We start from the raw sequence: 22,713 nt of genomic DNA, 5'->3' as shown, positions 1-22,713 counted from the left end.
AGGATGGTAGAGGAATATGAAAGTAAGTATTATTGGATGTACACATGCAGGAACATTTTCAGCAATGAACATTTTGAAGGATCACCCAGATTGGGAAGTTTCTGTATTCGAACGTAATGATAATTTATCTTTCTTATCTTGCGGAATTGCACTGTGGGTCAGTGATCGTGTTTCAGATCCTAATAAGATGTTTTACTCAAGCCCTGATGATTTAGCTAAATTGGGTGCACATATGCACATGAAGCATGATGTAACAAATATAGATTTTGATAATAAGAAGTTATCTGTGAAGAACCTTGAATCAGGTGAAACTTTTGAACAAGATTATGACAAACTTGTTATTACAACTGGTTCAGCTCCAATTATCCCTAATATTCCTGGAATCAAGTCTGATAAAGTTAAATTATGTAAAAACTGGACAAATGCCAATGAATTAAAAGAAAATGCCAGTGATATTAAGAGTGCAATCGTTATTGGTGCTGGTTATATTGGTGCCGAACTTGCTGAAGGATATGCAACTCTTGGTAAAGAGACAACTTTGATCGATGCTTTACCTGACGTTTTGGCTAAGAATTTGGATTCAAATATGTCACAAGTAGCTGAACAAGATTACAAAGATAACAACGTAACTTTAGGATTGAGTGAGAAAGTTCAATCATTTGAAGATACAGCAGATGGTGTGATCGTTAAAACTGATAAGAATGAATACAAAGCAGATATTGCCGTTATGTGTGTTGGTTTCCGTCCTAATACAGATATGTTCAAAGATGAATTTGAAACACTACCAAATGGTGCTTTGATCGTTGATGAATATATGCACACAAGTAAACCAGATGTATTCTCAGCTGGTGATGCCGCTTCTGTTCACTATAATCCAACAAATGATAACCAATATATTCCTTTAGCTACTAACTCAGTTCGTCAAGGTATCCTAGTTGGTGCCAATATTGAAAAAGACACTGCTAAATACATGGGAACACAAGCTAGTTCAGCCGTTGAATTATTCGGTAGAACATATGCTGCTAGTGGTTTGACAGCAGTTCATGCAGAAGCCTTAGGCAAAAAAGTAGAATCAGTAAGTCTTGAAGATAACTATCGTCCAGAGTTTATGCTAACAACAACTCCTGTTTTGATGAATCTAGTTTGGGATCCCGAAACACGTGTTGTTTTAGGTGGAGCTTTGACAAGTAAGTATGATGTTTCTCAATCAGCTAACTTGCTTTCATTAGCTATTCAAAAGAAAGTTACAATTGATGAGTTATCAATGGTTGATTTCTTATTCCAACCAAACTTTGATAAACCTGTTAATTATGTAAGTGCATTGGCTGGAGCTGCAGTGGCAAAAGCTGATAGTAAAGTTAACGAATAGTAATAGTATTTAAATTGCCGCCTCTAGGCACGAGGGTCGTCGGCATACTGTGGGACCAATGTGAGTCTTGGCCTCACATCTCGATTTTGAGCTTTGCTGCCGCAAATCTAAAAATACGTCCATTCCGTAAGTCCGTCTTCGACGTCCAATGGAATTTTCACTGCTAGCCAACGACCCTCGTGCCTTATGGCTCAGTAGTGTATTCGTTAAAATAGAAATTAAATGGCTATATCTTGCAATTAGACAGGATATAGCCATTTTTTTATTAACATATATAAACCTAGCCAAAGAGTGCGAATAATGGAGCCAGTTGTGCAAGTAGAGTTTTACTCCACCGACGATTCTGAGATTTGCGAAGTAAAGCTCAAAATCGAGGTTTCAAGACTGTGGCTTGGAACCGGTCGCATAACAGGCGGAATCATTCGCACTCTTTGGCAGCAGTCTCCCATCAAATGATATTCAAACTTTTTTCAAACTTTAAAACTTTTTCTTTCACACCTTGGCGATATTATGTATACATAGTCAATTGAGGCTATCAAGAAAGAGGTGATGTTGATCATGAAAAAACATCCAATTTTAGTACTAACCAGTTTGTCAGCTGTTGCAGCTGTTTGTGGCAAATTAATTAAAACTCATAACGATAAAAAACTATTCAATTAAAAAAATCTAAAGAGGTAGAAAATATGAAAAATATTATGTTTGGTGGCTTGCGTAAGCAAGCCTTTTTTGGTTGCCTTTATTCAAAATATTCCCTATGATTTGAATGGGCAATTCATTAGGAGAGTTTTTATGCGCAAACACAATGTTTTATATTATTTAATGGCCTTTTTCATTAATCTTTTTCTTATATCAGCAATATTTTATTATGTTGGTTTAGTTCCTTTTGGTGATGGTAATTTTTTGACCAGTGATCTGGGGACACAATATATTGCTTTTTTGACGGAACTACGTCGGCAATTGGTGACTGGGAATATTCACTTATACTTATTCAGTCAGTCTTTGGGTGATAACTTCTTTCCAATAATTAGTTATTATCTTTTATCACCCTTCAATTTGATCTTAGTTTTGTTCACGAGTGCAAAAGTTCCGATTGCAGCTGACGTGATCATTATGCTAAAAATATCGACTATGGGTCTGACCATGGCTTATTTTTTGGCAAAATATTTCAAGAATACGCGTTATTCTAATTATTTATTCACAGTCGCTTATTCATTTTGTGGATTTGTGGCATCTTATTTTTACGATTTAATGTGGCTTGATGCACTGATAATGTTGCCGTTAGTGGCGTGTGGATTGTTAAAATTAATTGATAAAAATAAAGTTGGTCTTTATTATTTTTCATTATTTCTAGCAATTGTTTTTAATTACTATTTAGGCTACATGCTCTGTATTTTCTCAATTTGTTTCTTTATATATTTAGCTTTAGAAAGCAATCTCCTCCAGAAAAGAAATCGTTTCGTTATTATTCGTAATTTTCTAGTTTCTTCTATATTAGCTGGATTGAGTGCAGCTTTTGTTTTGATCCCGACTTTTGCGGGGATGATGAAAACCGCTAAGACGTCATTTGATGTCTTTAACTATTTACCATCGGCTCGATTTGGGTTTGAAGCTTTCACACAATTGGGTATTGGCGGGAACACTTTCGCACAACGGTTGCATCACGGTCCTTCTGTTTTTATGACGACAACAGTTTTAATACTTTTGTTAGGGTACTTCTTTAGTAAACGTGTTACGAAACAAGATAAGGAACATGCCTTCTTTTTGATAGGTGTTTTGTTATTGAGTATGTTTGTAACGACTTTTAACACCGTTTGGCATATGTTTCAAAATCCTGCTGGATTTCCGTTTAGAAATAGTTTTATTTTCTCGTTTATCTGTATTTTTATTGCTCACAAGGCTTTCTCAGCAGGGGTATTTAAAGATGCCGCTACGGTGATATATGCTGGCTGTACGGCTGGGATTCTTATTTCTGTTGGTTACTTGACAGAATGGATGATCCCTAAATTGATTCAACAGATGGGCTTTGGAAAACCCGATAATGAATACAACAGTTATTATTTTGCCTTAACATTACTTTGTATAACGATATCTGCGATATTTATTTATCTCTACGGCAAAAATAAATACTTTGGCATCGTTTTAATGCTTTTAGTTTCCTTTGAAGTAGGAGCCAATTTCACTTCGGTTATTGATACGGCCGGTTTTGGTAGTCAGAGTATCTATCAAAATCAGTATAAACAGGAAGCTGACGTTCTCACAGATATTAAACACGATAGTGAGATCGGTCACCGGATCATCGTATCTAAATCCGGTTTGAACAAGGCTTTTCCAGAACAATATAATAACTATAATGATCCGATCTTGTTTAATATCAATGGATTAAGTTTGTACAGTTCTACATTGAGTCAAGATACACTTGATACAATGAATAAACTGGGCTATTTTAGTCGTAACGTTCGTCGGATCAGTTACCTCGGTGGGACAGAATTGACGAATACTTTGTTTGGAGTGGATGATGATATCGGTCAGTGGAGCCATACATATGAAATAGAGACTGATTATAGTTCACCTAGTTTAGGATTTCTTACTAGTCCTGATATTTATGATTTTCAGTTGATGTCTGGCCGTGCGTTGGATAATCAGAATCGGCTTTGGCAGGCAATCAATGGAACTAACACACAATATTTTAAGAATGCTAAGATAAATGACTGGACTAAAACTAAATCTGGTAAAAAGGATCTTTATGAGTATGATTTAACGACAACCACTACTGGAGAATTGTATTTATACACGGAACCGATAAATTATGTCCATTCTAAAATTTATATAAACGGTAAGAAAGTCAAGATGTCGACTTTGATCAATAGCACTATGGTAATTGATTTGGGTAACTACGATTCTGGTGAAAAAGTTAAAATTGGAATTAGGACTAAACAGCCACTGGAAGAAGATCCGGGATACTTCAAGACTTTGGATGCGGCTGAATTTTCTAAATCGAAGAATACTATCAGACAAAACTCACTAAATATTACTTCACGTTTGAATCATGATACTGTTCGTGGAGATATAGATGTCAAAAGAGCTTCGCCAATGCTATTCTCAATACCATTTGATAAGGGGTGGAAAGCTTTTGATAATGGTAAACAAGTTAAAACACATCAAGTTGTGGGAAACTTAACAGCAATTGACTTGAAGGCCGGTCATCATAAGATAGTTTTGAAGTATGAAGTACCGGGCTTGAAGATCGGTTGGATCATAACGGTGATTTCGGTGATATTATTTGGACTGTTTTTAATTGTTAAGCAAAAAATCGATCCAAAGATGGAAGATTAATCATATAATTTTGTAAATTCAGCAAAATGTTATAATATTTTGTTATGAAACGCTTACAATAATAACTCGAGGTAGATTGATGACAGATTACATTATGGCGATAGATGAAGGAACAACTAGCACGAGGGCTATCATTTTTGATAAGAAGGGCGCTAAAGTAGCTGATGCACAGCGTGAATTTACGCAGCACTTCCCTGAACCAGGCTGGGTAGAACACGATGCTAATGAGATTTGGAATGCAGTTCAGTCCACAATAGCGAATGTTTTTATTGAATCAGGTATCAAACCTAATCAAATATCTGGTATCGGAATCACTAATCAACGTGAGACAACAGTTATTTGGGATAAGAAGACAGGGTTACCAATTTATAATGCAATCGTTTGGCAAAGTCGTCAGACAACTAGTATTGCGGATAAATTGAAGGCTGATGGTTATGACCAGATGATCCATGAAAAAACTGGTCTGTTGATCGATTCTTATTTCTCAGCTACTAAAATACGCTGGATCTTGGATCATGTAGATGGTGCTCAAGAACGTGCTGAAAAGGGCGAGTTACTATTTGGTACGATCGACAGTTGGCTATTATGGAAGTTATCTGGTGGAGCAGCACATGTAACAGACTACTCAAATGCCAGTCGGACAATGTTATTTAATATTCATGAACTAAAATGGGATGACGAGATTCTTAAAATCATGAATATTCCTAGAGCTATGTTGCCAGAAGCACGTCCTAATTCTGAAGTTTATGCAAAAACGAAGGGTTATCATTTTTATGGTTCGGAAGTCCCAATTTCAGGTATGGTCGGTGATCAACAGGCGGCTTTATTTGGCCAAATGGCTTTTGAACCTGGTATGGTTAAAAATACCTATGGTACAGGTGCCTTTATTGTTATGAATACCGGTGAAAAACCACAAATTTCAGATAATAATTTATTAACCACAATTGGATATGGAATTAATGGGAAAGTCTACTATGCCCTTGAAGGTAGTATTTTCGTAGCTGGATCTGCTATCCAATGGTTGCGTGACGCGATGAAATTAGTTGATTCTGCACCAGATTCTGAAGATGCTGCAATGTCTTCAAGTGATGATGATGAAGTTTATGTTGTACCCGCATTTACAGGTCTTGGAGCACCATATTGGGATTCAAATGCTCGTGGCGCTGTCTTTGGATTGACTCGTGGTACTAGTCGCGAAGATTTTATCAAAGCAACCTTACAATCATTGGCCTATCAATCACGTGATGTTATCGATACAATGAAAAAAGATACCGGTATCGATATCCCAACCTTGAAAGTTGATGGGGGAGCTGCTAATAATAAATATCTAATGCAATTTCAAGCGGATGTTTTGCAGACGCCTGTTCAACGTGCCAAAGATTTGGAAACAACAGCTTTAGGAGCAGCATTCTTAGCTGGTTTGGCCGTGGGATACTGGAAAGATATTGATGAAATCAAAAAAGAATATGCAACTGGTGCTACATTTAAACCAGTAATGAAGAAAGATCGCGCCGACTATCTATATGAAGGTTGGCAAGAAGCAGTTAGTGCTACGAGAAAATTTAAACATAAACCAATGTAGCTAGGTTATTTGGAGGGAATCTTGATGGACGAAGAGTACATTTTAGCAATTGATGAGGGAACAACTACAGCTAGAGCCATGATTTTTGATCATAGCGGTAGAAAAGTTGCAGCAGCACGCCATCCGATTCGACAGATTTTACCAAATCCTGGCTGGGTGGAACATGACGCTTCTGAAATATGGAATGCGGTACAGACGACCATCGCTACTGCTTTGATTGAATCGGGTATTAAGCCAAAGCAAATTAAATCAATTGGTATCGCTAGTCAACGTGAAACGACTGTCGTTTGGGATAAGAAGACAGGTCTGCCGATCCATAATGCCATTGTATGGCAATCTAGACAGACAATGAGTTTGGCTAATAAATTGATCAATGAAGGTCATAAAGATGAAATACACCAAAAGACTGGCCTGATCGTTAGTCCGTATTTTTCAGCTACCAAAGTGCGTTGGATCTTGGATCATGTAGATGGTGCTCAAGAGCGTGCTGAAAAAGGTGAGTTACTATTCGGAACGATCAATACCTGGCTACTTTGGCAGTTAACAGATGGCGAAAGTTTCTTGACCGATTATGCTAATGCCAGTCGAACAATGCTGTTCAATATCAATGATCTGACTTGGGACGAGGATCTATTGAAATTATTTAATATTCCAAAATCTATGCTTCCAGAAGTTAGATCTAATGCAGAATTATTTGGAACGACTAAGAGTTATCATTTCTATGGTTCAGAAATTCCTATCACAGGGATGACTGGATCTCAACAAGCTTCTTTGATCGGACAGATGGCTTTTGACAAAGGTATGGTCAAAAATACCTATGGAACTGGTGCATTTGTTGTGATGAATACTGGTGATGTGCCAGCTTTGTCGGATAACAACTTGCTGACAACGATTGCTTATGGTATAAATGGTAAAATAAATTACGCCTTGGAAGGTAGCGTCTTTGTTGCTGGTGCCGCTTTGCAATGGTTGCGAGACGATCTCAGAATAATCAAAAAGACTCCTGATACTGAGCAGGCCGCGATGCGTTCTACTAGTCGTGATGAAGTTTATGTTGTGCCAGCTTTTTCAGGGCTTGGTGCACCATATTGGGATGATAAAGCTCATGGAACGATCTTTGGATTGACTCGCGGAACAAATAAGGATGACTTTATCAAGGCGACTTTACAGGCTATCGCCTATCAGACTAAAGATATTATTGATACGATGAGTTCTGATTCCAAAACTCCGATTGATATTTTAAAGGTTGATGGAGCGGCAACGGCCAACGAATATCTGATGCAATTTCAGGCTGATATTTTGGGTATTCCTCTTCAACGTGCCGTGGAACTAGAGACAACAGCGCTTGGAGCTGCTTTTTTGGCAGGACTAGGTTCAGGGTTTTGGAAAGATATTGAAGATATCAAGAAAAATTATCACTCAGGTGATATGTATGAACCTAAGATGGAAAATGAGGTTCGTGATCATTTATATGCAGGCTGGAAAGATGCTGTAAATGCTACAATGGCTTTCAAACATAAAAAATAATAATTAGCGAAATAAGAGCCGCAAGTTAGAAGGTTCTTATTTTTTTTTGCCGTTATACAGGCAATGATAGACAATATATTAAAAAACTTTTGACATTAAACAAAGTTGGGTTTAATATTTAGTACAACATTGTTGTAATGTAAGGAGAATTTTAATGGAAGAAAAGAAGAATCGAGGTTTCTTCGGACAACCTCTTGGCTTGAGAACGCTGTTCCTTACTGAATTCTGGGAGAGATTCAGTTACTATGGTATGCGTGCTATCTTGCTGTTCTATATGTACTATGCAATAGATAAGGGTGGACTTGGTATGAACCAAGTTACAGCCGCATCTGTTATGTCGATCTATGGTTCACTTGTCTACATGTCCAGTGTTGTAGGTGGAATTATCAGTGATAGATTTATGGGACCTAGAAAGACTGTATTCTGGGGCGGTGTCTTGATCATGTTTGGTCACATTGCCTTATCATTACCACTTGGTCAAACAGGACTATTCGTTTCTATTGGTCTGATCACTATTGGTACCGGTCTATTGAAGCCAAACGTATCCGAAATGGTTGGTGGATTATATACTGAAGAAGATACTCGTCGTGATGCTGGTTTCAGTATTTTCGTTATGGGTATTAACCTTGGTTCATTGATCGCACCACAAGCAGTTAACTCAATGTGGCACCATTTCAGTTTCCACGCTGGATTCTCATTGGCTGCTATCGGTATGTTCTTTGGACTTATCGTTTATTGGTTTGATGGTCGTAAGTATCTACCTAAAGAAAGTTTCCAAGCTCCAGATCCACTTTCAGGAGTCGAACGTACTAAGTTCATCAGAAGATCACTTTATGTAGTTGCCGCCATCGCTATCGTAGTTATTATTATGGCATTTACAAATTCACTAACAGTCAATAACTTTATCAATATTCTTAGTGCTTTAGGTATTGCATTACCAGTTGGTTACTTCGTTGTAATGCTTACAAGTAAGAAGGTTACGAAGGTCGAAAGATCGCGTGTTATTGCCTATATCCCATTATTCATTGCCGCAGCTATTTTCTGGGCAATTGAAGAACAAGGTTCAGTTGTTCTAGCACTATTTGCTGCAGAACAAACAAACTTGAACTTTGCTGGATTAAATTTATCGGCTCCACAATTCCAAATGCTTAACCCATTCTTTATCATTATCTACTCACCATTATTTGCTTGGTTATGGTTGAAGTTAGGTAAGAGACAACCATCTTCACCTTCTAAGTTCTGGATGGGACTTGTCTTTACAGCTGTTTCATACTTTGTTCTTATCATTCCTTTGATGGGACTAAGCTCAAACGGTAAAGTTAACCCACTTTGGTTAGTATTAAGTTGGGGAATCATTGAAATTGGTGAAATGTTAGTTTCACCAGTTGGATTGTCAGCCACAACAAAATTAGCACCAAAAGCATTCGCATCTCAAATGATGGGTATGTGGTTCTTAGCAGATTCAGCCGGACAAGCAGCTAATGCTCAATTAGTTAAGTTCTTTGAACCCGGAAATCCTGCTAACGAAATGATGTTCTTTGGTATCACAGGTGTTGTAACATTGATTGCCGGAATTATTTTGGCCTTGTTAGTACCTAAGATCAAACCATTAATGCAAGGTGTTAACTAAAATTATTGGTTATTTTGAAGTCGTGTCTACTTAGTATAGTAGATACGGCCTTTTTTGTTGCCGCCAGCGGGTGAGACGGATGTCGACCTGCCGGTGGGATCGACTTGAGCCAAGGTCTCAAGTCTCGATTTTGAACTTTGCTTCGCAAATCTCGAAATACGTCCATTCCGTAGGTACGTCTAACGACGTTCCAACGGAATTTTCACGGCTGGTCGACATCCGTCTCACCCGCTGGCTAGTTTTGTTTAGTCCATGGGAATTCGTTTATAGATATGGATGACGAGTTTTGCCAGCCTGCTATGGAAGGATTGCTTTTTTTACAACTAAATAAGCCTTAGATTTTGAGTAATGGAACCAGTTGCGGGTGTGGCGTTAGAAGGTGATTTTCCTTCTTACACCACGAACGATTCTGAGATTTGCGATGGCAAAGCTCAAAATCGAGGTCCAAGACCAAGGCTTGGACCGGTTCCGTAACAGGTGGAATTACTCAAAATTTAAGGTGGTCCCAACCCCAAAGACTATTTCTATTAAAAAAGTCATTTCACCACTTGAAAAACAGACCAATTTTCGGTAATATTATTAAGTCGAGTAATGACATGGAGGGGTAGCGAAGTCTGGCTAAACGCGGCGGACTGTAAATCCGCTCCTTCGGGTTCGGTGGTTCGAATCCACTCCCCTCCATTAATTGGGTTATAGCCAAGCGGTAAGGCAATGGACTTTGACTCCATCATGCGCTGGTTCGAATCCAGCTAACCCAATCCTTAAAAGGACCGATTTTTATCGGTCCTTTTTTTAATCTAGACCAATTTTACTGTATAATGAAGAAAATCCATTGAGGGGGAGTTCTTACCATGAAGGTACCAGTTTATATTCAAATACATAATCGCATCAGAAAAGAAATTGAATTAGGCAAGTGGACTGTAGGGGAACGAATTCCTTCAGAACGACAGCTAGCTGAGGATTTTAGTGTTAGCCGTATGACATTGCGTCAGGCCATTCAAACGCTTGTAGATGAAGGAATATTGCAACGACAGGTGGGTTCGGGGACTTACGTTGCCAGTAGCAAGGTTCAAGAAAAAATGTCCGGTACGACTAGTTTTACGGAAATTACTGAAGGGCAAGGCAAAAAACCATCTAGTAAGACGGTTTCTTACCACTTGGCCGATCCTTCAATGAGTGAGATCGAGAAACTAAAATTAGCTGATGATGAACAAGTTCTTAGAATGGAAAGAATTCGTTATGCTGATAAGCAACCGATCTGTTTTGAAGTAACAACTATTCCAATCAAAATTGTTGATAATTTAGACAAAGATGATATAACGTCATCATTGTATAAAGCACTCGAAGATAAGGCAGGCTTGAAATTAGGCAGTGCTAGTCAAACAGTATCTGCTATGCTTGCATCTGAGAAAATCGCTACTTTATTGAATGTTAAACGCGGTTCAGCAATTTTGAGATTGAGACAAATTACGACCCTTGATGATGGAACGCCTTTTGAATATGTACGTTCACAATATGCTGGGGATCGTTTTGAATTTTATCTTGAAAGATAGTACCAATCGTTTTTTTAGCTAAGAAATTGGGGTACTATATAAATAACGTTTTTTTAAATATTCAGCTGGGAGTTAATTATGCAAAGCTTTGTAAAGAAATATAGTATCTTTTTGATGCTATATATTATTTTTCAGCCCCTTTTAGATGCACTTACTGGGGGAATGCTCAGAATGAACATGGACGTAACTTTCGGTATTTTTGTCCGAATGATCGTTATGGTTTTGACAGCATTTTATATATTAGTTTATCTGATTTTAAATCGGAACAATAAAAAGGGATTCTTCATTATTGGCTACTTTGTGTTGCTTGCTTTAATGGCAATAATAAGTTTAGTTATTAACTATAAGTTTAAAGAATTGTTTGTACCATCACTTGAAATAACTACGCTTGCTAAGAGTTTTTATTATCCAGTAATGTTACTGGCTTATCTTTATGCGTTTGAAGAATTGGCAGAAGATAGAATTATCAACCGTTTCTTTCCTAAAGTTATTTTCTATGCTGTCAATATTATCAGTGTTATCATGTTGGTTGCTCATTTTACAGACACAAGTTTCAGCTCATATTCATACTATAAGCTTGGGGAAAGCGGCTGGTTCTTTGCCGCAAATGAATTGAGTGCGATTGTTTCTATAACATTTCCAATTATGATTTGGTATGCTCTAAAGAAATTAAATACTGGAACAAGAATTTACTACTGGATATCGATCGTTTTGGCCATTTATTCAGTTCTATTGATCGGAACTAAGGGTTCATTCTTGTCGATCGTAGCCGGGACCGGCTTTGGATTGATCGTAGCTATTGTTCAATGGGTTAGAGCTCGTGATAAAAAGCTTATTACTGGGATAGTGGTTCTATTGGCCTTAACTCTCGGTGGTATAGCCGTTTCGTATCCAGCTATGGCCGTTTCTAGAACAGCTGAATTACATACTGAGATGATCCATTATAAGAAGAAGCAAGCTAAGACCAAAAAGGGCTTAGATAAAGATCAAAAGAAGTATGTTGAGACAAACAAAACCGTTTCTTATTTATTAAGTGGACGGACGATCTACTTTGAAAATGCCTCACATAACTTTGCTAAAGCAAATGTTGCCCAAAAATTATTTGGAATGGGTTACGCTACAAGCTTTAAGAAAGTTAAGGATGCCAAGTTAGTTGAAATGGATTACATTGATATCTTGTTCCAATTCGGATATCTGGGAGCTGTCATCTATCTAGCACCATTGATTTATAGTTTGATTTACTTGATCGGTACTTTCTTTAGAAAATTCAAGTATATGTGGTCCTTCAAATGGTCTATGTTAGTAGCCAGTGTCGCTTTAGGATACGGCATGGCACTTCTAACAGGACACGTCATCGAAGCACCATCTGTAAGTATTTATTTCGTTTCGATCCTTGCATACGCAATGTTCAATGCACGTTTATTGATTCGAACTAATGAAGATCCTTATACAATTGATGTTGAAGATTAAAAAAAAGTCGCTATCCATTTGGATTAGCGACTTTTTTAGTCTTTATTTTTACGTTCTTTTTTGATCAAATGCATGTATTTGGGAATTGCCATCATCCGACCGATTCTAGTAGGCTCTTTAACTAAGCGATAGAACCACTCCATACCAAGCTTTTGAATCATTTTGGGAGCGCGTTTTTTAGTACCAGAAAAGACATCGAAACTTCCACCAACACCGATCCAAATAGCTGGATTGAGTTCTTTGTAATTATTGATGAAGTATTCTTGCTTAGGAGATCCTAAAGCTACAAAGACGATATTTGGTTTCTTAGCGACGATATCATCAATGATAGCTTGCTCATCTTTAAAATAGCCATCATGATAACCAACTAGGTCGATATCTTTAAATTCACGTTTGATCCGTTTGACACTGGCTTCAATAACATCTGGTTTTGAGCCCAGCAGGTAAACCTTTGATCCACGTTTATTAGCGGTTTTCATTAAAAACATTAATGTGTCAAAGCCAGTTATCCGACCATGCATTGGGGTACCAAGTGAATTTGCTCCTTTAATGATACCGATTCCGTCTGGAATAACGTAATCAGCATCGTTAACAATCTTAGAGAATTTTGAATTTTCTCGAGCTGATAGAACGATTTCTGGGTTGGGTGTTACGATAAAACGATTACTTTTAACGTCTAGATCGTCGATCAAATATTTATGAAATTGTTTCTCGGTAAAGTTGTCAAACTTAGTTCCGAGGATATCTATTCTATTTTTGTGCATGCAGTTCTCCTTTTTACGGTATTACTTTGTTAAAAAGTTCTCAGTGGGTGTACTTCATGCTATCATTATACACGAGAAATTAATTTGAGAGGTGTCTTGATGAGGGTTTTACATTTAAATGCTGGTAACGAAGACGGCGGAGCAAGAACCTATATTGTTAATCTAATGAAGGGCCAAAAGTTGATCAAAACTGAATCTAGTCTGTTAACTTTTGAAGATGGGCCTGTGGCAAAAATGGCTCGTGAGAATGGGTTGAATGTCGCGGTTATGCCCCAAAAACAGAGATTTGATCTGTCTATACTAAAACCTCTAGTTGCTTACATCGAAAATAACCATATTGATGTGGTTCATACACATGGTCCCAGAGCCAATTTCATTATGTCCTTAATTTACAAGAAAATTAAAGCAAAGTGGGTCATTACTGTTCATTCTGACCCTAGGATAGATTTTTCAGGGTTGAAAGGTAAGGTTATGCTTAATCTCAATCTCCATGCTTTGAAACGTGCCGATTTGTTATTTTACATGAATCCGAGTTTGTTGCCTTATTTTGAATCGATCGGTATAAACTCAGACAAAACTCTAGAAGTATTTAATGCCATTGATTTTCGTGATGAACAACCGTTGCCAAAGAAACATTCAACTTTCAGCTTAGTAGAAATAGCCAGACTAGTTGAGGTTAAGAATCATAAATTGTTGCTTAATGCTCTTAGTAAAGTTAAGTTTAATTACCATTTAACACTTGTTGGGGATGGACCTTTAATGGATAAGTTACGTCAGATGACACATGATCTTGGTATCTCCGATAATGTAGAATTCGTTGGTTTTAAAGAAAATATTGGCGATTATTATGAAAGTTGTGATGTATCGGTTTTAACATCTAAATCAGAAAGTTTGCCAACGGTTTATTTAGAGTCAGCTGTTTATGGACGTCCAGTTATTGCCACAAATGTTGGTGCTACCGACAAATTGATCAATCCAGATACTGGCTGGTTAGTTGATTCAGAGAATGAAGAGCAGTTATTGATAGCTTTAAATGATGCATATTTAAGTTGGAAAGAAAACAATTTAAATCAGAAGGGATTAGCACTCTATCAATTGGTCAGAGACAACTATTCAATTGACAACTTGGCTAATGCTGTGAATAAAGGTTATATTAACCTTTAATAGGAAATCGTGGTAAAATGTATACCATAATTTCATCTACGAGGAGAAATGATGACTAAATATCAAGACGAACATTTAACGTTGCATACTGATTATTATGAGTTAAATATGATGTATACCTATTGGAAAAAAGGACTTCATAATCGGAATGCAGTTTTTGAATGTTATTTCAGAACTTTGCCATTCGATAACGGATTTGCAATTTTCGCTGGTCTAGAACATGTGGTGGATTATTTACAAAACCTTAAATTCGATGACTCGGATATCGAATATTTACGTGAATTCGGTGAGTTTGATGAAGGCTTTCTAGCTTGGTTGAAAGATTTTACTTTCAGCTGTACGATCAGATCCGCTCAAGAAGGAGATATCGTCTTCAACGAAGAACCAATTTTTCAAGTTGAGGGACCATTGGCACAATGCCAACTTATTGAAACGGCCGTTTTAAATATCATCAATTTTCAAACTTTGATAGCCACAAAGTCTGCCAGAATCAAGACTGTTTGTGAAGATGATCCTGTCTTGGAATTTGGTTCACGTCGTGCTCAAGAAGTTGATGCTGCCCTTTGGGGTAGTCGTGCTTCATATATCGGAGGATTTGACGCCACAAGTAATGTATTGGCCGGTAAGTTATTTGGTATTCCAATTTCTGGCACACATGCCCACGCCTTAGTTCAAACATATCGTAACGAGTATGAAGCTTTTAAAGCTTATGCAGAAACACATCGAAACTGTGTATTTCTAGTTGATACATTTGATACTTTGAAGAGTGGTGTTCCTAGTGCCATTAAAGTTGCTAAAGAATTTGGCGATAAGATCAATTTTCAAGGTGTCAGAATTGATTCTGGTGATATGGCCTATATCTCTAAGCGTGTTCGCGAAGAATTGGATGAGGCTGGATTTACTGATGCTAAAATCTACGCATCAAATGATCTGGATGAAAAAACAATTTTAAACCTTAAAATGCAACATGCAAAAATTGATGTTTGGGGTATCGGAACGAAGAATATTACTGCATTTGATCAACCAGCTTTGGGTGCTGTTTATAAGATGGTCAGCATTGAAGATGAACGTGGCAATATGATGGATACTTTGAAGTTGTCTAATAATGCTAGCAAGATCTCTACGCCTGGTAAAAAGCAGGTTTGGAGAATTACTAATAATAAAGAAAATAACAAGTCAGAAGGGGACTACATCAGTCTCTTTGATGAAGATCCACGTGAACATAATTCCATTTATATGTTCAACTCACAATATACATATATCAATAAGACGGTGGAAGACTTCCAAGCTAAACCATTACTGCAAGATATTTATGTAGATGGTAAATTAGTTTATGATCTCCCACCTGTGCAAGATATTCGTCAATATCGTGCTGATAACTTAGATTCACTATGGGATGAATACAAGCGTATTTTGAATCCGCAAATTTATCCAGTTGATCTATCTTCTAAACTTTACAGTCATAAGATGAGATATATTGAAAAGGTACGTAACGATATAAACAATATCAAAGTAGGTGAATAAGCAATGAGACCATTGCAAAAAGAAATAATTGAATATGAGAAGACTAAGCCTGTCATTGATGTTGATGAAGAGATCCGTCGCTCGGTTGATTTTCTAAAGAACTATCTTCTAAAGAACAAAGGACTTAAAACATTGGTTTTAGGTATTTCAGGCGGCCAAGATTCAACATTAGCCGGTAGATTATCTGAAATAGCTGTAACTGAATTGCGCCAGGAAACAGAAACTGATTATAAGTTTATTGCGGTTCGTTTGCCTTATGGTGAACAAGCTGATGAGTCAGATGCTATGCAAGCTATTGAATGGATGAAAGCTGATACAGTTGTCAGAGTGAACATTAAAGATAGCGTTGACGCGATGGTTAAGGCTGTTGAAGCTAATGATATGAGCATTTCTGACTTTAACAAGGGTAATATTAAAGCTAGAACCAGAATGATCGCTCAATTCGCCATCGCTGGAGATAATAACGGCGTTGTAGTTGGGACAGATCATGCTGCTGAGAATATTACTGGCTTTTATACTAAATTCGGTGATGGTGCCGCTGACGTAACGCCGTTATTCAGACTGGATAAACGTCAGGGACGTGCATTGTTAGAAAAATTAGAAGCTCCAAAGAACTTGTATGAAAAGACACCAACGGCTGATCTTGAAGAGGATCGCCCTAGTTTGCCTGACGAAAAGGCGCTTGGTGTTTCTTATACTGATATTGACAATTACCTTGAAGGAAAAGAAATTTCCGATAAAAGTGCAGAGATTATTGAAAATTGGTATAAAAAAACAGCGCATAAGCGCCGTCAACCATACACAGTTTTTGATATTTAAATAGTAGGACATTCCATTTGGAGTGTCCTTTTTTGAATAAAAATAAATCCATTTATGATAAACTGGACTTGTGAAATGATTATTTTAAATTGTAGAAGAGGTGTCTATTTTGAATAAAAATCCTATCTCATTAATGAAACCAGAAGTTGTTGCAATGAAACAACAAGCTATTTTCGCCTTTAATGCAAGAGCTAAATCAATGGATCATGTAATCAATATGACGATTGGTGAGCCCAACTTTCCTACACCACAACATATAAAAGAGGCTGCAATTACAGCTATAAATGATAATCAGACTCACTATACGGTGCCGGAAGGTAATCATGAAGTATTAAAAGCAATATCTAATTATTTAAACAAAAAATATGATCTAGACTATGACCCTGAGAGCCAAATAATAACCACTGGCGGCGTTACAGAAGGTGTGTTCTCAACTTTCAATGCGATCCTACAACCTGGTGATGAAGTTTTGATCCCCTCGCCTTCATTTACTATCTATGGTCCGGATGCTAAATTCAATAAAGCTAAGCCAATCTATCTAGATACGTCAGAAAGTAATTTTAAAGTTATGCCTGATACTTTGCGAAGAGTTTTAGATGAGCATAAGAAGATAAAAATCTTCATGTTTAACTATCCAAGTAATCCGACAGGTGTTAGTTATACTGAAGATGAATTGAAAGCTTTAGCGGATGTCTTAAAGGATTATGATGTCTTTGTTTTATCCGATGAAATTTATAGTGAATTGGTTTATAACGGTAAACACATTGCATTTCCAAAATTGTTGCCTGATCAAACTATTTTATTAAATGGTTTGTCTAAATCACATGCGATGACGGGATGGCGTTTTGGAATCGTCTGTGGTCCTAAAGATATCATTGCGGAAATCAATAAGATCCATGAACTCGCTACAACTTCAATCAGTTCAATTTCTCAACAGGCCGCGTTGGAAGCATATAAAAATGGATTCGATGATCCAATTGCTATGCGTGAGAAATATCGTGAAAGAAGAGATGTACTTTATGCGGGGCTTAAAAAGATTGGATTCAACTGTCCAGTACCCGATGGAGCCTTCTACTTATTTGCCAAAATCCCTGAAAATATTAATCAAGATGATGTACAATTAGCTAATGATATTCTTGATGAAGAGTGCTTAGCCATTTTGCCCGGTAGTTTCTTCGGAGCTGGCGGTGAAGGATACCTAAGACTCAGTTATGCTGCAAGTATGGAGGATATTGAAGGTTGTCTAGCTAAGTTGGCAGATTATGTGAAAACACGTAGTCAAGCAACCGTCTAAACTTATTGAGGGAATTATAGAAAGAATATGTTTGACAAATTTCAAAACTTTATTAGTAAATTTATTTTAATATGTGTAGCGTTGTTTATGACAGTAGTGCTCGTTCAAACGGGTATCTTTTATAGCACGTTTCACATCGCAAAAGAACCAGTATTGAGTGTACTGGTTCTTCTTTGTGCAATTGTGTTAGTTATTTTGGTGGGTTATTTCTTGCTGAAGTTAAAGGATGATCTAAAAGTAAATCGAATAGTTTTAATAGCAATGTTAATGGTGTTCTTTTTGGTAGGACTTTTCTGGCTTAAATTCACGCCTAACGAACAATTGAGTGATTTTGCTACCTTTTGGGGAAAATCTCAAGATGCCTTACAAGGACGAGCTATCTATAAAACTGATAATGACTATTTTGCTAAATGGGCTTATCAAACTGGTTATTTAACTTATGTAATGGGAATTATTAAGTTGTTTGGAGCACATGTTTTAGTATTACAGGTATTGAATGTTGTCTATCAAACATTAACTTTATTGGTTATTTATAAGTTAGCAATGAAAGTATTTGATAATGTTAAAATTGCTCGTTTATCAGTATTCTTATTGATGATCGATTTGGACTGGTTTGCTATGAGTCCACAAAATAATAATTCATATCTTGGTACATTGTTATTTTTGATCACTTTCTATCTATTGATGCATGATAAGTATTGGCAATATTTATTGGCTGGATTAACGTTAGCTTTAGGAAATATCATCAGGCCAATTGGTCCAGTCGCTATTGCTGGAATAGTTGTTTTTGCACTCGTGTATAAATTTTATAATAAGAAGATCAACTTCCAAAACATCTTAAAGTTAGCTACAACTTTGGTAGTTTATTTTGCTATCTTTAGTGCTTTTGGAATGGCAGTAAAAGCTAGCGGCCTAAATGAATACGGCATTTCAAACCGTGATTCTGAATGGAAATTTGTGACAGGTTTTGATTACAATACCAACGGTATTTATGATCAAAATGTTGTTGATTCGATCGATATGACACAAAGCCGTAAGAAGGTCAGCAAGCAAGAATATAAAGTTATTCACGAAGAAATAAATTATCTCAATAAAAATAATAAATGGGTCCCATTATTCTGGAATAAATTGGCAATTATGTGGGCCAATCGTTCGTCAGCAATTGATTTTGCTAACTTACAGCAGAATCATTCACAAAAGGTTATCAGTATAGTAAATCTGATCAGTTATCTTGGAACAGTTATCCTGGTTATCTTTGGGTGGTTTGGTTCTTTGCGACTGTTCAAAATTGGTTATAATAAGAATATATTCCTATTACTATTGCCGTTTATGGCATATGTTGCTGTACAATTATTGATTGAAGTTCAAGGAAGATACCGAATTGAGTTCACACCGATTTGGGCCATCATTTCTGGAGTCGGTTTGTACAGTATCTGTAATTGGATAAATTCAAAGTGGGGGAAGAAATCTAAGTGTTTAAGTTAAGCATTGTTGTACCTTGTTATAACGAAGAAGAAGTTTTACATGAAACGACTAAGGAATTGAGTCAAATTCTTCAAGAACTTGTTGATGATGAGAAGATTGCCTCCACAAGTAAAATAGTCTATGTCGATGATGGCAGCCGAGATAAAACTTGGAAATTGATCGATCAATTTACGGTCGATAATAAATTCGTGACAGGTGTCAAATTAAGTCGCAATTTTGGTCATCAAGGGGCTCTTTTAGCAGGTGTTACAACCGCCTCAAAAGATTCCGATGCAGTCGTTACGATCGATGCTGATCTGCAAGACGACGTTCACGCCATTACTAAGATGGTTGATGAATACATCAAAGGAGCAGAGGTAGTTTACGGTGTCCGGAATAATCGTGATACTGATACTGCCTTTAAACGAAATACGGCTGAATTATTCTATAAGTTTATGGGATTCTTGGGTGTAAATTTAGTCCCTGATTCTGCTGATTTTCGTTTGATGAGTCAACGCGCCTGTGAAATACTTTTGAGCTATCATGAAACAAATTTGTTTTTACGTGGAATAGTACCTTTGATTGGCTTAAAGACTGCCAAAGTTTACTATGCTAGAAAAGAACGCTTCGCAGGTGAATCTAAATATCCATTGCGTAAGATGCTCAAATTTGCCATGGATGGAATAACTTCATTTTCAATCGTTCCGATCAAGATGATTATGGGACTAGGATTCTTTATCGTATTTATCAGTATTTTTCTATTGATTTATACTTTAGTCCAAAAGAGTAATGGACATGTAGTTTCAGGTTGGTCGTCAATGATGGTTTCCATCTGGGCTTTAGGTGGAGTACAGTTGATTTGTATTAGCGTTATCGGAGAATATGTCGGTAAAATATTTAGTGAAGTTAAACAACGTCCACGTTTTACAATTGAAAAAGATACGTATACTGAAGAGAAATAGAGGAATTATCTATGAATGCAGCACAAAAGAAAGCTATGTTATATAGCAATTTGATCAATAAAACAGTTCAAACAATTGATGAACAACAAGATACTTTGAACCCAGAATTTGAAACGTTACGTAAGCATTTGGACCGTGACATAATTGAAAGAATTGACGATGTTGAATATGCTAGAATCAGAAGAGATTTTGATAAGGGAACAAAGACATATCAAGATCTTTTAGCTAAATTACAAAAGGGTAAGGCTCCTGCACGTTTTATGGGAACACATATCTCATTAATAGCTGCCTTCAAAGACTATGTTGATGGTTGCGCCAAGATGACAGCAAGTATTGGTGAAGATAAGAAAGTTGATCGTCAGATGTTCAATGAAGCTGAAAAACAACAAGACGAAGACATGGATAAGTTTTCTAAACAGATTCAAAAGTTGACAGAAATGTAATGACGAACCAAGAGTTGACAGAACTAATCAAAAAGGTTTCCCAAGAATATTTTGGGAAACCTTTTGTTCATCAAGCAAATTTTAATAGTCGTTTGAAAACTACTGGTGGTAGATTTCATCTAAAAGATCGTCATATTGATATAAATCCGCGTGTCTATCAAATTTATGGGATGTCTGAACTTATTGGCGTGATCAAGCATGAGTTGTGTCACTATCATTTGTATAATGCAGGATTACCAGCACAGCATCGCAATAGGGAATTTAAGCTATTACTCAAGCAAGTTGGCGGATTACGTTATGCTCCAAGTTTGACTACTGGGAAAAAGAAACATAAGACGATTCATTTATATGAGTGTACTCAATGCCATTTAAAGTATCAGAGAGTACGTAAATTAGATACTAAACGCTATGTTTGTGGGAAATGTCATGGAAAGTTGAAATTTATCAAAGATATTCAAATGTCATCTTGATAATTATTCTGCTTTTGTGTAACATAGTAACTGCATGCGGGTATGGCGGAACTGGCAGACGCGCAAGACTAAGGATCTTGTGGAGAGTTTTCTCCGTGGAAGTTCGAATCTTCTTACCCGCATCACTAAGGCTTAATGACGAAATCGTTGTTGGGTCTTTTTTTGTGTCCTCAAATTACTGTTGTATCAGCAAATTAAAAATATAGCATTAAAAAATGAGCAATTATTTTGTATTTGTTTAAACATCATGATTAAATGAACTCGATATTTAAGTTAGACATGAAAGAAGGATCTGAGAAAAGTGAAAAGAAAAACTATTGTAGCTTTAATGCTAATAGTTTTGCTGACTTTGAGCTTTTCTTCCCTGACTAACGTAGCGAAAGCCGAATCCGTGACTCAACCAGGTTATGATGCCGAAGTGACAAGTTCTAACTCAGCAACTCTGTATAATTCATCCGGGGATGTTTTGAAATATGGACTAGCACATGGGAGTGATTGGAAAGTTGGGAGTACCTTAAATATCAATGGAACAAATTATTATGAAGTTTCAACTGGAGCATATTTGAGCAGTAAGGATAGTTATCTTTATCAAAACCGTCCAGAAATTATTCGTGATGACATGGATTCTAGTACACCAGTTTATACATATAATTTTAATCAGATATCGAATGTGGCTTTGAAACCAGATACTTACTGGTATTCTGATCGTGTTATTTATTCTGGATCTATTCCTTATGTGAGAGTGGCAACAGATGAGTTTGTATGTATGACGGATGTCACACAAGAAAGCTTTACTGAGTATTTGGACTAGTTCTGTTTTTGCCGCCTACGGATTAAAGTAATTCCATCTGTTGTGCGACCGGTGAGAGCCAAGGTCTCTCACCTCGATTTCAAGCTTTGCTTCGCAAATCTTGGAATCGTCAGTGGAGTAGAACTCCACTTTCACAACGGATTCCATTACTTTAATCCTTCGGCTAATTTTGAATAGTATATAAGAAAAATCCTCTCTAAATTTTTTAGAGAGGATTTTTTATGTTTTGAGAACTTAAATGTTTAACAAATCGAGCCGGAGGGAGAGAAAAACTTTGCCAGCAGTTAATGTGGTTTTAGAAGGTGATTTTCCTTCTTACAGCACCGACGACTTTTGAGATTTGCGTAGCAAAGCTCAAAAGCGAGTTTCAAGACCAAGGCTTGAAATGCGTTAGTACCCATCTGGTTGTCATTTAAAATAATATAAAATTTAGCTTTTTTATTATATGGCTATACTCCAGAATTCTGCTGGGGTACAGCCATTTCTTGTTTCTGATCTACTAATATTGTTAAAATAATCGATTCCATCGTTTAC

At 36.8% G+C, this 22,713-nt stretch carries 17 protein-coding genes and 3 tRNA genes; 19 read left to right on the top strand and 1 reads right to left on the bottom strand.

The genetic code is table 11. From position 1 onward, the window contains the following. Positions 1 to 16 precede the first annotated feature (16 nt). The 9 genes from EKM60_RS10090 to EKM60_RS10050 all read left to right on the top strand — a co-directional run bounded on the left by EKM60_RS10090 (position 17) and on the right by EKM60_RS10050 (position 12,464). Positions 17 to 1,369 carry an FAD-dependent oxidoreductase gene (locus EKM60_RS10090; RefSeq protein ID WP_125715093.1) on the top strand — a complete coding sequence of 451 codons (1,353 nt, stop codon included), beginning with the start codon at positions 17 to 19 and terminating at the stop codon, positions 1,367 to 1,369. Between the two features lie 789 nt (positions 1,370 to 2,158). Continuing rightward, complete coding sequence (locus EKM60_RS10085) at positions 2,159 to 4,702, top strand: YfhO family protein (RefSeq protein ID WP_125715091.1); 2,544 nt, start codon at positions 2,159 to 2,161, stop codon at positions 4,700 to 4,702. A 79-nt stretch (positions 4,703 to 4,781) separates the two neighbouring features. Further along, positions 4,782 to 6,284: a glycerol kinase GlpK gene (gene glpK / locus EKM60_RS10080; RefSeq protein WP_125715089.1), complete on the top strand. Its 1,503-nt coding sequence runs from the start codon at positions 4,782 to 4,784 to the stop codon at positions 6,282 to 6,284. Between the two features lie 24 nt (positions 6,285 to 6,308). Beyond that, a complete protein-coding gene (glpK, locus tag EKM60_RS10075) occupies positions 6,309 to 7,811 on the top strand; it encodes a glycerol kinase GlpK (protein ID WP_125715087.1) in 1,503 nt (500 codons plus the stop codon). Between the two features lie 154 nt (positions 7,812 to 7,965). Continuing rightward, positions 7,966 to 9,441 carry a peptide MFS transporter gene (locus EKM60_RS10070; RefSeq protein ID WP_125715085.1) on the top strand — a complete coding sequence of 492 codons (1,476 nt, stop codon included), beginning with the start codon at positions 7,966 to 7,968 and terminating at the stop codon, positions 9,439 to 9,441. A gap of 598 nt (positions 9,442 to 10,039) precedes the next feature. Then, positions 10,040 to 10,122 (top strand) — tRNA-Tyr (locus EKM60_RS10065). 5 nt (positions 10,123 to 10,127) lie between these two features. Then, positions 10,128 to 10,199, top strand: a tRNA-Gln gene (locus EKM60_RS10060). 93 nt (positions 10,200 to 10,292) lie between these two features. Continuing rightward, the gene (locus tag EKM60_RS10055; protein WP_125715083.1) at positions 10,293 to 10,994 is read left to right on the top strand and encodes a GntR family transcriptional regulator; all 702 of its coding nucleotides are present in this window, start codon (positions 10,293 to 10,295) and stop codon (positions 10,992 to 10,994) included. Between the two features lie 78 nt (positions 10,995 to 11,072). Then, positions 11,073 to 12,464: an O-antigen ligase family protein gene (locus EKM60_RS10050; protein WP_125715081.1), complete on the top strand. Its 1,392-nt coding sequence runs from the start codon at positions 11,073 to 11,075 to the stop codon at positions 12,462 to 12,464. Between the two features lie 35 nt (positions 12,465 to 12,499). Here EKM60_RS10050 and EKM60_RS10045 read toward each other — a convergent pair whose 3' ends face one another. Next, the gene (locus tag EKM60_RS10045) at positions 12,500 to 13,228 is read right to left on the bottom strand and encodes a WecB/TagA/CpsF family glycosyltransferase (protein WP_125715078.1); all 729 of its coding nucleotides are present in this window, start codon (positions 13,226 to 13,228) and stop codon (positions 12,500 to 12,502) included. A gap of 99 nt (positions 13,229 to 13,327) precedes the next feature. Here EKM60_RS10045 and EKM60_RS10040 point away from each other — a divergent pair, with 99 nt between their 5' ends. The 10 genes from EKM60_RS10040 to EKM60_RS09995 all read left to right on the top strand — a co-directional run bounded on the left by EKM60_RS10040 (position 13,328) and on the right by EKM60_RS09995 (position 22,179). Further along, positions 13,328 to 14,392: a glycosyltransferase family 4 protein gene (locus tag EKM60_RS10040; RefSeq protein WP_125715076.1), complete on the top strand. Its 1,065-nt coding sequence runs from the start codon at positions 13,328 to 13,330 to the stop codon at positions 14,390 to 14,392. Between the two features lie 48 nt (positions 14,393 to 14,440). Next, entirely contained in the window at positions 14,441 to 15,916 is a 1,476-nt protein-coding gene (locus EKM60_RS10035) for a nicotinate phosphoribosyltransferase (RefSeq protein ID WP_125715074.1), read from the top strand. 3 nt (positions 15,917 to 15,919) lie between these two features. After that, positions 15,920 to 16,735 (top strand): ammonia-dependent NAD(+) synthetase, encoded by an 816-nt coding sequence (gene nadE / locus EKM60_RS10030; protein ID WP_125715072.1) that lies wholly within the window; start codon positions 15,920 to 15,922, stop codon positions 16,733 to 16,735. Between the two features lie 109 nt (positions 16,736 to 16,844). Continuing rightward, positions 16,845 to 18,029, top strand: a complete 1,185-nt coding sequence (locus EKM60_RS10025; protein WP_125715070.1) for an aminotransferase class I/II-fold pyridoxal phosphate-dependent enzyme — start codon at positions 16,845 to 16,847, stop codon at positions 18,027 to 18,029. Positions 18,030 to 18,239: 210 nt separating this feature from the next. Then, positions 18,240 to 19,514 (top strand): glycosyltransferase family 39 protein, encoded by a 1,275-nt coding sequence (locus EKM60_RS10020; RefSeq protein ID WP_225427049.1) that lies wholly within the window; start codon positions 18,240 to 18,242, stop codon positions 19,512 to 19,514. Continuing rightward, positions 19,502 to 20,455, top strand: a complete 954-nt coding sequence (locus tag EKM60_RS10015; protein WP_125715066.1) for a glycosyltransferase family 2 protein — start codon at positions 19,502 to 19,504, stop codon at positions 20,453 to 20,455. The genes EKM60_RS10020 and EKM60_RS10015 overlap by 13 nt, the downstream gene beginning before the upstream one ends. 11 nt (positions 20,456 to 20,466) lie before the next feature. Beyond that, a complete protein-coding gene (locus EKM60_RS10010) occupies positions 20,467 to 20,898 on the top strand; it encodes a hypothetical protein (RefSeq protein WP_125715064.1) in 432 nt (143 codons plus the stop codon). After that, positions 20,898 to 21,368 carry a SprT family protein gene (locus tag EKM60_RS10005; RefSeq protein WP_125715062.1) on the top strand — a complete coding sequence of 157 codons (471 nt, stop codon included), beginning with the start codon at positions 20,898 to 20,900 and terminating at the stop codon, positions 21,366 to 21,368. Before EKM60_RS10010 ends, EKM60_RS10005 begins: the two co-directional genes overlap by 1 nt. A gap of 36 nt (positions 21,369 to 21,404) precedes the next feature. Then, a tRNA-Leu gene (locus tag EKM60_RS10000) sits at positions 21,405 to 21,490 on the top strand. A gap of 179 nt (positions 21,491 to 21,669) precedes the next feature. Then, the gene (locus EKM60_RS09995) at positions 21,670 to 22,179 is read left to right on the top strand and encodes an SLAP domain-containing protein (RefSeq protein WP_125715059.1); all 510 of its coding nucleotides are present in this window, start codon (positions 21,670 to 21,672) and stop codon (positions 22,177 to 22,179) included. Positions 22,180 to 22,713: the final 534 nt, after the last annotated feature.

Origin of the sequence: Companilactobacillus kedongensis (assembly GCF_003946625.1) — a bacterium.
Classification (GTDB): domain Bacteria; phylum Bacillota; class Bacilli; order Lactobacillales; family Lactobacillaceae; genus Companilactobacillus; species Companilactobacillus kedongensis.
The sequence above is the reverse complement of the archived record's forward strand: the minus strand, read 5'-3'. Positions and strand labels throughout refer to the sequence as shown.

Bases quoted from the DNA above. Each gene is read 5' to 3' on its own strand.
- EKM60_RS10090 (WP_125715093.1), top strand. From the start codon at position 17: ATGAAAGTAAGTATTATTGGATGTACACATGCAGGAACATTTTCAGCA.
- EKM60_RS10085 (WP_125715091.1), top strand. From the start codon at position 2,159: ATGCGCAAACACAATGTTTTATATTATTTAATGGCCTTTTTCATTAAT.
- glpK (WP_125715089.1), top strand. From the start codon at position 4,782: ATGACAGATTACATTATGGCGATAGATGAAGGAACAACTAGCACGAGG.
- glpK (WP_125715087.1), top strand. From the start codon at position 6,309: ATGGACGAAGAGTACATTTTAGCAATTGATGAGGGAACAACTACAGCT.
- EKM60_RS10070 (WP_125715085.1), top strand. From the start codon at position 7,966: ATGGAAGAAAAGAAGAATCGAGGTTTCTTCGGACAACCTCTTGGCTTG.
- EKM60_RS10055 (WP_125715083.1), top strand. From the start codon at position 10,293: ATGAAGGTACCAGTTTATATTCAAATACATAATCGCATCAGAAAAGAA.
- EKM60_RS10050 (WP_125715081.1), top strand. From the start codon at position 11,073: ATGCAAAGCTTTGTAAAGAAATATAGTATCTTTTTGATGCTATATATT.
- EKM60_RS10045 (WP_125715078.1), bottom strand. From the start codon at position 13,228: ATGCACAAAAATAGAATAGATATCCTCGGAACTAAGTTTGACAACTTT.
- EKM60_RS10040 (WP_125715076.1), top strand. From the start codon at position 13,328: ATGAGGGTTTTACATTTAAATGCTGGTAACGAAGACGGCGGAGCAAGA.
- EKM60_RS10035 (WP_125715074.1), top strand. From the start codon at position 14,441: ATGATGACTAAATATCAAGACGAACATTTAACGTTGCATACTGATTAT.
- nadE (WP_125715072.1), top strand. From the start codon at position 15,920: ATGAGACCATTGCAAAAAGAAATAATTGAATATGAGAAGACTAAGCCT.
- EKM60_RS10010 (WP_125715064.1), top strand. From the start codon at position 20,467: ATGAATGCAGCACAAAAGAAAGCTATGTTATATAGCAATTTGATCAAT.
- EKM60_RS10005 (WP_125715062.1), top strand. From the start codon at position 20,898: ATGACGAACCAAGAGTTGACAGAACTAATCAAAAAGGTTTCCCAAGAA.